The sequence below is a fragment of the Mesorhizobium sp. M2A.F.Ca.ET.043.02.1.1 genome (assembly GCF_003952405.1).
In the GTDB taxonomy this organism is placed as follows: domain Bacteria; phylum Pseudomonadota; class Alphaproteobacteria; order Rhizobiales; family Rhizobiaceae; genus Mesorhizobium.
Map to the genome: position 1 here is coordinate 1,878,586 of NZ_CP034445.1, position 12,864 is coordinate 1,891,449.

At 63.6% G+C, this 12,864-nt stretch carries 17 protein-coding genes; 12 read left to right on the forward strand and 5 right to left on the reverse strand.

The genetic code is table 11. The annotated features are described in order from the left end of the window. Nucleotide 1: 1 nt before the first annotated feature. The gene (locus EJ068_RS08875; protein ID WP_127249511.1) at nt 2-556 is read right to left on the reverse strand and encodes a GNAT family N-acetyltransferase; all 555 of its coding nucleotides are present in this window, start codon (nt 554-556) and stop codon (nt 2-4) included. A gap of 277 nt (nt 557-833) precedes the next feature. Here EJ068_RS08875 and EJ068_RS08880 point away from each other — a divergent pair, with 277 nt between their 5' ends. Continuing rightward, on the forward strand, nt 834-1,289 hold the full coding sequence (locus EJ068_RS08880) for a DUF2214 family protein (RefSeq protein ID WP_126081206.1): 456 nt from the start codon (nt 834-836) through the stop codon (nt 1,287-1,289). Between the two features lie 117 nt (nt 1,290-1,406). On the opposite strand, the gene nth is transcribed toward EJ068_RS08880, so the two are convergent. Next, complete coding sequence (nth, locus tag EJ068_RS08885; protein ID WP_127249512.1) at nt 1,407-2,213, reverse strand: endonuclease III; 807 nt, start codon at nt 2,211-2,213, stop codon at nt 1,407-1,409. A 23-nt stretch (nt 2,214-2,236) separates the two neighbouring features. Between nth and EJ068_RS08890 the strand changes: the two genes are divergently transcribed. The 9 genes from EJ068_RS08890 (at nt 2,237) to EJ068_RS08935 (ending at nt 9,320) form a co-directional block, all read left to right on the forward strand. Then, nucleotides 2,237-2,731, forward strand: coding sequence for a DUF2244 domain-containing protein (locus tag EJ068_RS08890; protein WP_126081204.1), 495 nt, complete (start codon nt 2,237-2,239; stop codon nt 2,729-2,731). Between the two features lie 305 nt (nt 2,732-3,036). Further along, complete coding sequence (locus EJ068_RS08900; protein WP_127249513.1) at nt 3,037-3,942, forward strand: methylated-DNA--[protein]-cysteine S-methyltransferase; 906 nt, start codon at nt 3,037-3,039, stop codon at nt 3,940-3,942. 238 nt (nt 3,943-4,180) lie between these two features. After that, nucleotides 4,181-4,651 (forward strand): hypothetical protein, encoded by a 471-nt coding sequence (locus tag EJ068_RS08905; protein ID WP_126081202.1) that lies wholly within the window; start codon nt 4,181-4,183, stop codon nt 4,649-4,651. A gap of 38 nt (nt 4,652-4,689) precedes the next feature. Next, entirely contained in the window at nt 4,690-5,082 is a 393-nt protein-coding gene (locus tag EJ068_RS08910) for a hypothetical protein (protein ID WP_126081201.1), read from the forward strand. Beyond that, nucleotides 5,049-5,600 (forward strand): hypothetical protein, encoded by a 552-nt coding sequence (locus EJ068_RS08915; RefSeq protein WP_127249514.1) that lies wholly within the window; start codon nt 5,049-5,051, stop codon nt 5,598-5,600. The genes EJ068_RS08910 and EJ068_RS08915 overlap by 34 nt, the downstream gene beginning before the upstream one ends. After that, the gene (locus EJ068_RS08920) at nt 5,578-6,057 is read left to right on the forward strand and encodes a hypothetical protein (RefSeq protein WP_189342061.1); all 480 of its coding nucleotides are present in this window, start codon (nt 5,578-5,580) and stop codon (nt 6,055-6,057) included. The genes EJ068_RS08915 and EJ068_RS08920 overlap by 23 nt, the downstream gene beginning before the upstream one ends. 195 nt (nt 6,058-6,252) lie before the next feature. Next, on the forward strand, nt 6,253-7,158 hold the full coding sequence (locus EJ068_RS08925) for a ribokinase (RefSeq protein ID WP_127249516.1): 906 nt from the start codon (nt 6,253-6,255) through the stop codon (nt 7,156-7,158). A gap of 2 nt (nt 7,159-7,160) precedes the next feature. Then, nucleotides 7,161-8,612, forward strand: coding sequence for an amidase (locus EJ068_RS08930; RefSeq protein ID WP_127249517.1), 1,452 nt, complete (start codon nt 7,161-7,163; stop codon nt 8,610-8,612). A gap of 93 nt (nt 8,613-8,705) precedes the next feature. Beyond that, nucleotides 8,706-9,320, forward strand: a complete 615-nt coding sequence (locus tag EJ068_RS08935) for a LysE family translocator (protein ID WP_127249518.1) — start codon at nt 8,706-8,708, stop codon at nt 9,318-9,320. 152 nt (nt 9,321-9,472) lie between these two features. Here EJ068_RS08935 and EJ068_RS08940 read toward each other — a convergent pair whose 3' ends face one another. Next, on the reverse strand, nt 9,473-10,414 hold the full coding sequence (locus EJ068_RS08940) for a nucleoside hydrolase (RefSeq protein ID WP_127249519.1): 942 nt from the start codon (nt 10,412-10,414) through the stop codon (nt 9,473-9,475). Between the two features lie 141 nt (nt 10,415-10,555). Here EJ068_RS08940 and EJ068_RS08945 point away from each other — a divergent pair, with 141 nt between their 5' ends. Continuing rightward, on the forward strand, nt 10,556-10,981 hold the full coding sequence (locus EJ068_RS08945) for an Hsp20 family protein (RefSeq protein ID WP_127249520.1): 426 nt from the start codon (nt 10,556-10,558) through the stop codon (nt 10,979-10,981). A 63-nt stretch (nt 10,982-11,044) separates the two neighbouring features. Then, nucleotides 11,045-11,302: a DUF1150 family protein gene (locus EJ068_RS08950; RefSeq protein WP_126081194.1), complete on the forward strand. Its 258-nt coding sequence runs from the start codon at nt 11,045-11,047 to the stop codon at nt 11,300-11,302. Between the two features lie 191 nt (nt 11,303-11,493). Here the strand turns inward: EJ068_RS08950 and ptsN are convergent, their stop codons facing one another. Beyond that, complete coding sequence (ptsN, locus tag EJ068_RS08955) at nt 11,494-11,958, reverse strand: PTS IIA-like nitrogen regulatory protein PtsN (RefSeq protein WP_042641064.1); 465 nt, start codon at nt 11,956-11,958, stop codon at nt 11,494-11,496. A gap of 61 nt (nt 11,959-12,019) precedes the next feature. Beyond that, the gene (gene raiA, locus EJ068_RS08960; protein ID WP_127249521.1) at nt 12,020-12,607 is read right to left on the reverse strand and encodes a ribosome-associated translation inhibitor RaiA; all 588 of its coding nucleotides are present in this window, start codon (nt 12,605-12,607) and stop codon (nt 12,020-12,022) included. Nucleotides 12,608-12,864: the final 257 nt, after the last annotated feature.

Sequence of the window (12,864 nt, forward strand, 5' to 3'; positions counted from 1 at the left end):
TCTAGGCGACAACCCCTCCGGCCCGCCGTTCCAGCAGGATCGTCGGCTTCTCGTGATAGGTGGTCCGCAAAATCTCTCCATAACCGTTCTTTTCGGCGACCTTCAGCGAAGCGCCGTTTTCCGGATCGATGATGCAGACGGTTCTCGCTTGTCCCAACGCCTCGTCGCTCCAGGCGACGATCCGCCCGACGACCTCGCTCGCAAGCCCCCGGCCGTGCGCCTCCGAAGCCAGGGCCCAGCCGGCTTCCGGCACGCCTTCGATCGAAGGTTCGATCTCGCGCTTCAGATCATGGAAGCCGGCCTCGCCGATGAAGCGCCCCGTCGCCTTGTCCTCGATCGCCCAGAAACCGTAGCCGATCAACGACCACAGCCCGGCATGGCACAGGAAGCGCATCCAGCTTTCCTCGCGCGTGCGCGGCTTGCCGCCGATGAAACGGGTGACGGCAGGTTCCGTCCACATGGCGGCATAGGTCTCGAAATCGCCCGGACGATGGGGCCGCAGGATGGTCCGCGCCGTCTCGAGGATCGGCACGCCAGCTTCCGTCTTGATGCTCATGGCACTCCTCTCGTTGAGGCGGCAGCGCTTAGTGTGTTTCACCGTTTCGCGAAATGGTGAAACACACTAACTCTTTGTTTTCACGAAATTCCGGACGGAAAACCGCTCACACTTTTCCTGGAATTGCTCTAGCAAACCGGCGTCTCTGGCAAGGGCCAGGACTGGCCGGGATCATCCTCCAGCGCAACGATTTCGCCGTCTGGGAATCTTGACCGATGATGCTACTCTTCTGACACAGTATCCAGCCGCGTCGCGGCCGCCAGGCGCAGGGAAGAACATGGACACCACTGACCTTGTATTGGCCATTCTCCATCACCTGCTGGTGTTCTCGCTGGCCGGCATCATCGGGGCCGAGTTCGTGCTGGTGCGCGACGATCTGGGTGCGGCGACGCTGAAGCGCCTTGCCGGCATCGACCGCCATTACGGCATCATCGCCGCGCTGATCATCATCGTCGGCATCTGCCGGGTGTTCTTCGGCCTGAAGGGTTGGGAATTCTATGTCTACAATTGGGTGTTCTGGGCAAAGATGGCGGCCTTCGCCATCGTCGGCCTGCTGTCGATCGTGCCGACCACGCGCTTCCTCTCCTGGAACAGGCAGGCGAACGGCAATCCGTCTTTCGCCGTGCCGGCGGCGGAACTGGCCTCGGTGAAGAACTATGTCCGCGCCGAAGGCTTCATCTTCCTGCTCATTCCGGTCTTTGCCGCGGCCATGGCGCGCGGCTACGGCTATTAGAGCCAGACCCGCTCTAAAGCATGTCTCCCGAAAGTGGTTACCGGTTTCGGGGTAAAGACATGCGCAAAATAAAAAACCTAAAGCGCATGGAGCGAGACTGAAAGATCGCGACGCGCTTTAGGCCTCGGCCGGAAACGTCTCATCCAGCGGCGCGATCGGCATCAGCGGCGCCGGAATGTCGGTGGTCTTTTCCTTCGACTTGCAGATATCGGCGATCACGCAGGCCGGGCAATCGGGCTTGCGCGCCTTGCAGACATAGCGGCCATGCAGGATCAGCCAGTGATGCGCATGTCGCATGAACTCGGCCGGGATGACCTTGAGCAGCCCCTGCTCGACCTGTTCCGGCGTCTTGCCGGGAGCCAGCCCAATCCGATTGCCGATGCGGAAGATATGCGTGTCGACCGCCATCGTGTGCTGGCCGAAGGCGACGTTGAGCACGACATTGGCGGTCTTGCGCCCGACGCCCGGCAGCTTCACCAGCTCGTCTCGATCCTGCGGCACCTGGCCCGCATAATCATCGATCAGCGCCTTCGACAGCGCGATCACGTTCTTCGCTTTGTTCCGCCACAGCCCTATCGTGCGGATGTAGTCGCCGACCTTGGCCTCGCCCAGCGCCAGCATCCTGGCTGGCGTGTCGGCAGCCGCGAACAATGCCTTGGTCGCCTTGTTGACGCCCGCGTCGGTTGCCTGCGCTGACAGCACCACCGCGACCAGCAGGGTGAAGGCGTTGACATAGTCGAGCTCGCCTTTCGGCTCAGGCCGCTGCACGGAAAAGCGCCTGAAGATCTCATGCACCTCGGCGGCACTGTAGAGCGACCGGGAAGCCGCTTTTCGCGGCCGTGTACCAGCCGCCGGGCCGCCGCCGGCAGGGGCGGGTTGAGGCTTTTTGACAGCGATGGATTTTTTGGACTTGGGAGGCGCCATGTCCCTTCCTATAATATCCCCTCATGAGCGACACAAACGCGTCATTCGAAGCCGACCAGCCATTTTTCCAGGCCCTGCTGACGCCGCACCGCTCGCTCGGCCGCACCGGTTTCCTGATCCTGATGGGGGCGCTTGTCTTCGGCTGGGCGGTCACCGGCGCCTTTTTCCTGGCGCATGGCGCCTGGCCGGTGTTCGGCTTCTTCGGCCTCGATGTGATCGCCGTCTATATCGCTTTCCGCGCCAACTATCGCGCCGCGCGCGCCCGCGAGGAAATCTCGGTATCGCGCACCAGCCTCGACATCCGCAAGACAGCACCTTCCGGACGCTCGGAGGCGCATCATTTCAACCCGTTCTGGACGCGGTTCTCGATCGCCCGCCACAGCGAAATCGGCATCACCAGGATGGCCGTCGAAGCGCAGGGCAAGAGCGTGGCGATCGGCGGCTTCCTCAATCCCGACGACCGCGAAAGCTTCGCCACCGCCTTTTCGCGCGCGCTGGCGACCGCCAAGACGCGCTGAGCATGATCCCGAACCGAAGTCCGCGTCAGCGAAAAGTGGACGCCGGTTTTGCTTTCGCTGAGCTGCGGTTCGGACAAGATCATGCTCCGAGCAAGTCAAGCAAATCAGAAGCGGTAGCGCAGCAGCCTGCCGACCTTGCGCATGGCGGGGATAAGCCTCCAGAGGCCGACGAACAAGCATGCGGACCAGCCCAGCGCCCCTTGTTCCGGTTTCTAGGATGGTCTGGGTGCCTGCGTCAGGAAGGCAAGTTTCGGGTGGTTGCAAAGCTCTGGAAGACCGATATTCGCGGCCAAGGAGACATTGCCATGAACGCGCAGATGACCATGAATACGCAGATGAAGCCGATCGCGATCCTTGAGAACGATATCACCCCGGAAGGCAGCGACTATGATGTCGTGCGCCGCGCCATCGAGAAGATCAGCCTCGACTATCGCGACCAGCCCTCGCTGGAGGTGCTGGCCGAGGAAGTCGGCGAGACGCCGACCGGCCTGCAGAAGCTGTTCACCCGCTGGGCCGGCCTGTCACCGAAAGCCTTTCTGCAGGCGGTGACGCTCGACCACGCGCGCAAGCTGCTCGATTCCGGCATGCCGCTGCTGGAAACCTCGTTCGAGCTCGGCATGTCCGGCCCCGGCCGGCTGCACGACCTCTTCATCACCCATGAGGCGATGTCGCCCGGCGACTACAAGACGCGAGGCGCGGGGCTCACCATCCGCTACGGCTACCACATCTCGCCTTTCGGCATCGCGCTGATCATGGTCACCGACCGCGGCCTCGCCGGCCTCGCCTTCTGCGATGCCGGCGGCGAGCGGGCTGCCTTCGCCGACATGTCCGGCCGCTGGCCGAACGCGACCTATGTCGAGGACATGTCGGCCACCCAGGCTTACGCCGCGCGGGTCTTCGACCCGACCAAGTGGCGCGCCGACCAGCCGCTGCGCGTGGTGATGATCGGCACCGATTTCCAGCTGCGCGTCTGGGAAGCCTTGCTGCGCATCCCGATGGGCAGGGCCTGCACCTATTCCTCGATCGCGGCGAGCATCGGCGCGCCAAGCGCCAGCCGGGCCGTCGGTGCGGCGGTAGGCGCAAACCCGATGTCCTTCGTGGTGCCTTGCCATCGGGCGCTGGGCAAGTCCGGCGCGCTCACCGGCTATCACTGGGGTCTGACGCGCAAGCGCGCCATCCTCGGTTGGGAAGCGGGACAAGTGACGTCCTGAAACATTCGATTTTTTCGTATGCCGTTGCGAAAAAACCGCTTATCGTAATATAAATCGGTACATTCTAAATAATTGATCGATTCATTTGCGAAATGCAACCGGCGACAACCTATGGTTACAGTCGGTTTTCTTGTAAGTTGCTTCCCCGCGTTATTTCACTTAACGCTAAATTAACCACGATAAAGGGAAGATGACCCGACGTTGAGCCGGCACCATCCGGCTCGAAGGAGGGATCTCAATGAAAATCGCTCGGGCCGCAATGGCAGCAGGCCTGCTGGCCGCCTGCGCCTGCCAGACGGCATCGGCCGCTACCGGAAACGTGCTTTTCAACGGCACGATCACCGCGACCTGCACCATCACGATCAACTCCAACGGCACGATGACCGTGAGCAGCAATCTTCAGTCGCTGAGCTCGCACAATGCCGGCGGCTCGGCAGGCAGCGCTCAGGTCGATACGACGGGCGGCGTCTCGCTCAGCGTGGACCCGGTGACAACGACGACCGTGCCGGCCTCGGACACGACGGCGACGACATGGACTCCGACCTTCGCCACTTCAGGCGCGCAGACGATTGCCGAAACCGGCACCGCGACCGCGCTGACGGTGCCCGGCACATCGACGGTGGCGGTCAATCTCGCCGGCACCAAGAGCGGCACGAACCGGTTCTCCGCCGGCAACTACCAGGCAACGGTGACGCTGCGCTGCGAATAGTCCTCACGCGAAAGGAGCGGTCCTTGAGAAGAATCGCATTGAGAAGAATTGCAATCCTGGCGGCAGGCCTGATCGCCGCGCTGCCTCCCGTAGCGGCGACCGGCCAGTCGATGACGCCGATGCGGGGCGAGGTGCGATCCTTCACCGATGCCTTTGCTGTCCGTGTCTTTCCGGGCAACCCGTACAACCAGCGCATCCGCGTCGAGGTCCATGTCTACGACCAGGATTTCCAGCCTGTCGCGGCCAGGATCACGCCGAGCGCGTTCCTTCTGGCCGGCCAAGCGTCGCGCCCGGTCCTGGTGGTCGTCCCGTTCGACGGCGCGAACGAGCGTAAAGTGCGTATCTGTACCGAGAGTATCCCCTTTCCAAGCGAGCAGACCCAGATAAGGGCACAGATATGCGGAAAGTTCTTCGGGCATCGCAGGTTCTGACCTTGTCCTTGCTGCCCGCCCTGGCTGTCGTCGGTCGGGGACTTGCCGAGGATATCCTGAACCTGAATCAGAACCAGACCGGTTTCAGCCTGCCCGGCGTCACCTTGCCCCAGGGCCAGGACGAAGTTCATGCCAGCGACGGCACGACCTGCCGCTCAGCCGTTTCCGGCAGCGGCGCCTATCTCGACCTCGGCGTCATCCGCGGCAACAACTCAAGCAACCAGACCAACAGCGACATCGCCACCTATGGCCGCGTGGTGATTCCGATCGGGCGGACGCCCAAACGCGTCGATTGCAGCCGCCTCTACGAGCTGGAAGTCGAGCGCCTGCAGATGGAATTGAAGCTGCTCAAAATGGGCCTCGGCGCCGACGGCCAGACGACGGGAAGTGTGCCCGCCTCGCCACCCCAGGACGCTGCGTCCCAAGCCAGCGCGGCCCAAGTCAAATCAGCGGGATGGGCCAATGAAGGCTGGACCATCAGAGGCACGACCGGCAATGAGAAGAAGAAGCGGAAATAGAAGCGCGCTGTTGGCGATAGCGGCGCTTGCCGGTCTCTGCCTTCCGGCGCAGGCGGCGATCATCGGCACCTGCACGATCATGATCGGCGCCTCGGGGACGATGAAATCGAACCCCGCCATCAACATCTTCGGCTCAAAGCAGGCAGGCGGGTCGAGCGCCGGCGCCACCATCACAGCGAACTCGACGCTGTGTTCCATCCTAAACCTGCTGGACTGCTATACCATTTCCGCGCCGGCGCCGATCGCCTTCACCTCGGCACCGAGCGGCGGCGACACCAATGTCTCCTTCGCCTCCGTCTTCCGCCTCGACGGCTCAGGCGTGGACATACCGGGCAGCTCGCCGCAGCGGGTGACCAACGGCACCCACACCATCCAGGTCGATCTCACCGCCACCAAGTCGCCCGGCATCTTCCCGGCGGGCAACTATCAAGGCACGGTTACGGTGCGCTGCGAATGATGCCTGTGGGCCGAGAGCCTGCGCAACCAGCGTGATCTGGCAACTGGCGGTCTTTGCGGCTAGCTTCGCGCCCAGCATGCAATTCCAGGACTGGCGCTTCGCCGCCCATTTCGCCAGGAATTGTAACAAGCAGAATCTTGGAGCGGGCCCGCTTATCAAGCACGGGCCGGGCCGCTTCAACGGGAGGCAGTTCTTGTGATTATCGTTGTCGGCTCGATCAACCTCGATCTCATCGCCAATGTCGACCGCCTGCCGGAACCCGGCGAGACGGTGCGCGGCTCGAGCTTCGCCACCGCCCCCGGCGGCAAGGGCGCCAACCAGGCACTGGCCGCGGCGCGCGCGGGAGCCCAGGTGCGCATGGTGGGCGCGGTCGGCAAGGATAGCTTTGCCCCCGAAGCGCTCGCCCTTCTCAAGGCCGGCAATGTCGATCTCTCCGGTGTCGGCCAAAGCTTCGCCTCCACCGGCACGGCGCTGATCCTGGTCGGCGCCGACGGCGAAAACGTCATCGCCGTCGTGCCGGGCGCCAATGATTCGGTGGTGCCGGGCGATGTCACCAAGGCCTATCTAAAAAAGGGCGATGTTGTGCTCTTGCAGCATGAGATCCCGCTGCAGACGGTAGAAGCCACGCTTGACGCGGCGCGCGCGGCGGGCGCCGTCAGCGTGCTCAACACCGCACCCTTCCGTGCCGAGGCAGCCGGCTTCGTCGCCAAAGCCGACTATGCCGTCGCCAACGAGACCGAATTCGATCTCTATGGCGAGGCGCTGGCGCTTTCGGGGCGCGACCGCCCGGCCCGCATGCGCGACTATGCCCAAAAGACCAGCCGCGCCATCGTCGTCACGCTGGGCGGCGACGGCGTGCTGGCCGCAACGCCGGACGATTTCCTCACAATCCCGGCGCTGAAGATCACGCCGGTCGACACCGTCGGCGCCGGCGACACTTTTTGCGGCTATTTCGGCGCCGGCCTCTCGTCCGGCTTGTCGCTTGGGGATGCGCTGACCCGCGCCGCCGCGGCCGGCTCGCTTGCCTGCCTGAAGCCAGGCGCGCAGCCGGCGATCCCATTGGCCAAGGATGTCGACGCTGCCCTGGCGGGAACGCATTAAGCATGCGTCCCGTCACCAAGCATGCCCTGCCGCCGGCCGGCGATATCTGCCGTCTCTCCGCCGTCGCGCTCGCCGACAGGATCAGGCAACGGCAATTGTCGGTGCGTGAAGTCGTCAGGGCTTTCCTTGACCGCATCGAGGCCGTCAACCCGCTGGTCAATGCGATCGTGTCGCTGCGCGAGCGCGCCGACATCCTGGCCGAAGCCGACAACGCCGATGCTCATCTGGCCCGCGGCGGCGAGGCCGGATCGCTGTTCGGCCTGCCGATCGCCATCAAGGACCTCGCCCTGACCAAGGGGCTGAGGACCACCTTCGGCTCGCCGATCTTCGCCGATTTCATCCCTGACACGGACGACTTCTTCGTCGAGCGCATCCGCAAGGCCGGCGCCATCATCATCGGCAAGACCAATGTTCCGGAATTCGGCCTTGGCTCCAACACCTACAATCCGGTCTTCGGACCCACTCTCAACGCCTTCGACCCGGCGCTGACCGCCGGCGGCTCGAGCGGCGGCGCGGCGGTGGCACTGGCGCTAGACATGCTGCCGGTCGCCGACGGCAGCGACTTCGGCGGCTCGCTGCGCAATCCGGCCGCCTACAACAATGTCTACGGCTTCCGTCCCTCGCAGGGGCTTGTGCCCGCCGGCCCCGACATCGACGTCTTCTATTCGCAAATGGCCGTCGAGGGACCGATGGGCCGCAGCGTGCGCGACATCGCGCTGCTGCTCGACGAACAGGCGGGCTACCATCCGCAGGCACCCTTGTCCTATGCCAAGGAGGGCTCGTTCCTCGGCGGCTTGGGGACGAAAGCCTCCGGCGGCCGCGTCGCCTGGCTGGGCGATCTCGGCGGCCATCTGCCGACGGAACCGGGCGTGCTCGACCTCTGCGAGACCGCGCTTGCCCGCTTTGCGGACGCGTCGTTCCCCAGCGAAGCGCTGGTGCCGGATGTCGATTTCGAGGCGTTGTGGCAGGCTTTCGTCACCTTGCGCCAGGCAAGCAGCGGCTGCGGGTTGAAAGCGCATTACGATGACCCGGAAAAGCGCAGGCTTCTGAAGCCTGAGGCCGTCTGGGAAGTGGAACAGGCGATACGCCTTACCGCGCCGCAGATCCATGCCGCCAGCGTCCAGCGCACCGCGTGGCATCGCACGCTGCTGTCGCTGTTCGAGCGCTTCGACCTCATCGCTCTGCCGACCGCGCAGGTCTTCCCGTTCGACGTAACCACCCACTGGCCGCGCGAGGTCGCGGGGCGGACCATGGACAGCTATCATCGGTGGATGCAGGTCTCCGCCTTTGCAACGCTGGGCGGCTGCCCGGCGCTCAACGTGCCGGCCGGCTTCGACGCAAAAGGCCGGCCGATGGGCATGCAATTGATCGGCCGCCCGCGCGGCGACCTCGCCGTGCTCAAGGCCGGCGCCGCCTACGAGGCGACGCTGCCCTGGCCGGTGGGGGCCGCGTGACGGGCCGCTCTGTCCGGCCAGCTTGCGCCAGCGCCAATCTCGTGCATTGATCGCGCTCCGCCCAAGTCGGCGCCGTCCTGTTCGAGGGAAATCATGTCGCTGGAACTCTACGCAACCTATGTCGTCGCCTGCATCGTCATCATCCTGGTGCCGGGTCCCACGGTCACGCTGATCATCGCCAACAGCATCCGCCACGGCTCGCGCGCGGGCTTGGCCAATGTCGCCGGCACGCAGGCCGGGCTCGCCATCATGATCGCCATCGTCGGCATCGGCCTCAACACGCTGATCGCCGGCATGGGCCACTGGTTCGAATGGGTGCGGCTGCTCGGCGCCGCCTACCTGATCTGGATGGGCATCCAGATGTTTCGCGCAAAAGGCGCGCTGAACCCGGACGGGTCGGCGAAGAAGCCGCGCGGCGGCTTCTTCCTGCAGGGTTTTCTGGTGGCGATCAGCAATCCGAAGACCTTGGTGTTCTTCGGCGCCTTCTTCCCGCAGTTCATCGCGCCGCAGGGCAATTACACGCTGCAGATCGTGGTCATGGGCCTGACGGCGATGATCTTCGCCGCCATGTCGGACTCGACCTACGCCCTTGCCGCCGGCCGCGCCGGCCGGCTGCTGTCGGCCAGCCGCGTCAGGCTGATGTCACGCATCAGCGGCAGTTTTCTCGTCGGCGGCGGGCTCTGGCTGGCGTTTACGAAAGCGAAGTGAGCAGTCTTCCTCGCCCCGTTCACGGGGAGAGGGTGGTCGCGAAGCGACCGGGTGATGGGCAGCGCCGGGGTTGCAGGCAAAACACCAACATTCGCGCCGCCCCTCATCCGCCTGCCGGCACCTTCTTCCCGTAGACGGGGAGAAGGAAGCTTTCAGAGCCGCCCCAGCCGCTCCACCAACAGCGCGAAGAAGCCGTCATGGTCGATGTCGCGCATCACGGTGGCGTTCTTTTCCCGCTTGGTGACGCCCCACCAGTCGATCACCGTCATGCCCATGGTGAGCTCCGACGCGGTCTCCACGCTGACATTGCAGCGGCGACCCTTGAACAGTTCCGGCTTCAGGAGATAGGCGATCACGCACGGATCGTGCAGTGGCCCGCCATCGGTGCCGTATTTCTCCTCGTCATAGCGTTCGAAGAACTCCAGCATCTCGGCGGTCGCGGTGCCGACCTTGGTGCCGAGCTGGCGGAAAGCCTGTATGCGCTTTGACGAGGTCAGCGCCTTGTGGGTGACGTCGAGCGGCATCATCACGATCGGGATGCCCGATTTGAACACCAGATCGGCGGCCTGCGGGTCGACATAGATGTTGAATTCGGCGGCCGGGGTGACATTGCCGCCCTCGAAGAAGCCACCGCCCATCAGGACGATTTCCTTGATGCGGGGCGCGATCCTGGGCTCGCGGATCAGCGCCAGCGCGATGTTGGTCAGCGGTCCGAGCGGGCACAGCGTGATCGTGCCGCTTTCTTCGCGCATCAGCGTCTCGACGATGAAATCGACCGCGTATTGTTCCTGCAACGGCATGGTCGGCTCGGGCAGCTGGGGGCCGTTCAGCCCGGTCTTGCCATGCACTTCCTCGGCGGTGACCAACTCGCGCGTCAGCGGCCGGATGGCGCCTGCATAGACCTTCACGTCTGGCCTGCCGGCCAGCTCGCAGATCTTGCGGGCGTTGTTCTGGGTCAGTTTCAGCGGCACGTTGCCGGCAACGGCGGTGATGCCGACGATCTCCAGCTCGGAACTGCCGAGCGCCAGCAATATGGCGACGGCGTCGTCCTGGCCGGGATCCGTGTCGATGATGATCTTTCTGGACTGGGGCATTTCAATTCCTTTTTGGGGAGTCTTTTTGGGCGGGGTTTAATGGCTTGAACTTGATCGCGCGGCGGACCATATCAAGACCATCGAGAAAAATGCCATCCGGGTTTTTCCAGTTTGTGTCGCTCTTCAGAGGACAGTGTAACAATGAGTCGAATGACGCCCTTCTCCAGCCCGCTTCTTTTGGGTTTCGATGCCATGGAAAAGACGCTGGAGCGTCTGGCGAAGACCGGCGACAGCTATCCGCCATACAACATCGAACGCCTCAGCGCCGCTGACGGCGAGGCCGAAAGGCTGCGCATCACATTGGCCGTTGCCGGTTTCGCCGAGAGCGATCTCGATGTCACCACGGAGGAAAACCAGCTGATCGTGCGCGGTCGCCAGACCGACGACACCGAGCGCGAATTCCTCCACCGCGGCATCGCCGCGCGCCAGTTCCAGCGCTGTTTCGTGCTGGCCGACGGCATGCGGGTGATAGCGGCCGAGTTGAAGAACGGCCTGCTGTCGATCGATCTCGACCGGCCGGAGGCCGAGCGGCTGGTACGGAAAATAAACATATCGGTGAAAGACTGATCTTTGCCGATGGCTCTATGCGAGGCGGCCAATCCTGGCGTCCTCGCGCCAAGGAGGCTTGAAATGACCAGAACTGACGAAATGATCACCATGACCAGCGGCGAACTCGCCCATCTCGGCGAAGGCTCTGTCGCTTATCTGCGGAAAGTGTCGAGCGACGACCTGCGCGGCCGCTTCCCCGGCCTCGGCGAAATCGCGCCCGGCCTGGAGCTGTGGGCTTTGTTTGCCGCCAACGGCCAGCCGATCCTGCTTTCCGATGCCCGTGACCGGGCGCTGGCGGGTGCGTTGGAGAACGACCTGACCACTGTCGCCATCCACTAAGGCATGTCTCCCGAAAGTGGGAACCGGTTTCGGGATAAAGACATGCGTAAAATCAAAACCTAAAGCGCATGGAGCGAATCTGAAAGATCGCGACGCGCTTTAGGGCGATTGCTGGCAGTTCGAAATGGAAAGGGCCGCTCCCGGCGGTCCCTCTAGGGTTTCTTCTCAAACTAGAGTTCTATCCCAAAACTTCAGGCTGCGTGCGAGGCCTGCGTGTCGGACAGCAGGGCGTGGATCGCCACCGCGTCGCGCGTACCCCTGATCTTGGCCACCGTGTCGGCATCGCGCAGCACGCGCGCGATGCGCGACAGCGCCTTGAGATGGTCGGCGCCTGCGCCTTCGGGCGCCAGCAGCAGAAAGACGAGGTCGACCGGCTGGTCGTCCAATGCCTCGAAATCGACGGGCGTTTCCAGCCGCGCGAAGACACCGGCGATCCGCTTCACGCCGGCGAGCTTGCCGTGCGGAATGGCGATGCCGTTGCCGACGCCGGTCGATCCCAGCCGTTCGCGCTGCAGGATGGTGTCGAACACCTCCCGCTCCGGAATTCCCGAAATCGCCGCCGCCCTCTCCGACAGCAATTGCAGAAGCTGCTTTTTGGAATTCGCCTTCAACGCCGGCATGATCGCCGGGACGCTGATGAGATCGCTGAGATCCATGCTTGAAAAATCCCTTGCTCGCCTGCCGCGCCAGTCGTCGCCCCCTCGCGCGGCCGGCTTTTTATGCCTGTGCGACTTTGGTCGTCGACGGATCGATCCAGCCGATATTGCCATCCGGCCGGCGGTAGACGATGTTGAGATGGTCGGTCCCGGCGTTGCGGAACAGGAATACCGGGCTGTCGCTGTTGTCGAGCTCTATGACAGCCGACGCCACCGACATGGTCCGCAGCGTCATGCTTGATTCGGCGACGATGGCCGGAGCGAAGTCCTCCGGAATGTCTTCCTCCTCATCTGTGAGGGGAGCCATCACCGTGTAGGCGATGTCGGTCGGCTCTTCGCCATTGCCGTTGCCGGTGTTGCGCGATTTCAGCCGGCGCTTGTAGCGGCGCAGCCGTGTTTCCAGGCGATCGGCGGCCGCCTCGAAGGCAAGCGTCGGGTCCTGGGCGTCGCCGGTCGCCTGCAAGGAAGCGCCGGAATCGAGCCGGATCATGCAGTCGGCGGAGAAACGCGACCCCGATTTGATGACCGTGACATGTCCTGAAAAACCCCGATCGAAATATTTCTCGATCGCCTCGCCGACCCGGTCGTTGATGCGCGTGCGGAACGCATCGCCGATGTCCATGTGTTTTCCCGAAATGCGTAGATTCATCTGAAAACTGACCTTCCTTGCCCAGGCTTCAAACTGGTCCCGAGTTTATACCCGTGGTGCGCGCGCACAAGCTTCGCAGCGGCATGCGCGCCGATTTTAGACCCGAACTTTCCGGTTGATCACAAGTCGCCTTCTTGGCCGTCCATGGCCTTGTCTGACGGACCCATTTGCAAGCGGGCATTACCGCCCTGCTCATGCGGGCGGGCTTCTAGACACTTCATTGCGGCTTGTCAATCAAGCTTGGGGATTGCGGGAAA

Coding starts and splice junctions, on each gene's coding strand:
- EJ068_RS08875 (WP_127249511.1), bottom strand. CDS start 556: ATGAGCATCAAGACGGAAGCTGGCGTGCCGATCCTCGAGACGGCGCGG.
- EJ068_RS08880 (WP_126081206.1), top strand. CDS start 834: ATGGACACCACTGACCTTGTATTGGCCATTCTCCATCACCTGCTGGTG.
- nth (WP_127249512.1), bottom strand. CDS start 2,213: ATGGCGCCTCCCAAGTCCAAAAAATCCATCGCTGTCAAAAAGCCTCAA.
- EJ068_RS08890 (WP_126081204.1), top strand. CDS start 2,237: ATGAGCGACACAAACGCGTCATTCGAAGCCGACCAGCCATTTTTCCAG.
- EJ068_RS08900 (WP_127249513.1), top strand. CDS start 3,037: ATGAACGCGCAGATGACCATGAATACGCAGATGAAGCCGATCGCGATC.
- EJ068_RS08905 (WP_126081202.1), top strand. CDS start 4,181: ATGAAAATCGCTCGGGCCGCAATGGCAGCAGGCCTGCTGGCCGCCTGC.
- EJ068_RS08915 (WP_127249514.1), top strand. CDS start 5,049: ATGCGGAAAGTTCTTCGGGCATCGCAGGTTCTGACCTTGTCCTTGCTG.
- EJ068_RS08920 (WP_189342061.1), top strand. CDS start 5,578: ATGAGAAGAAGAAGCGGAAATAGAAGCGCGCTGTTGGCGATAGCGGCG.
- EJ068_RS08930 (WP_127249517.1), top strand. CDS start 7,161: ATGCGTCCCGTCACCAAGCATGCCCTGCCGCCGGCCGGCGATATCTGC.
- EJ068_RS08935 (WP_127249518.1), top strand. CDS start 8,706: ATGTCGCTGGAACTCTACGCAACCTATGTCGTCGCCTGCATCGTCATC.
- EJ068_RS08940 (WP_127249519.1), bottom strand. CDS start 10,414: ATGCCCCAGTCCAGAAAGATCATCATCGACACGGATCCCGGCCAGGAC.
- EJ068_RS08945 (WP_127249520.1), top strand. CDS start 10,556: ATGAGTCGAATGACGCCCTTCTCCAGCCCGCTTCTTTTGGGTTTCGAT.
- EJ068_RS08950 (WP_126081194.1), top strand. CDS start 11,045: ATGACCAGAACTGACGAAATGATCACCATGACCAGCGGCGAACTCGCC.
- ptsN (WP_042641064.1), bottom strand. CDS start 11,958: ATGGATCTCAGCGATCTCATCAGCGTCCCGGCGATCATGCCGGCGTTG.
- raiA (WP_127249521.1), bottom strand. CDS start 12,607: ATGAATCTACGCATTTCGGGAAAACACATGGACATCGGCGATGCGTTC.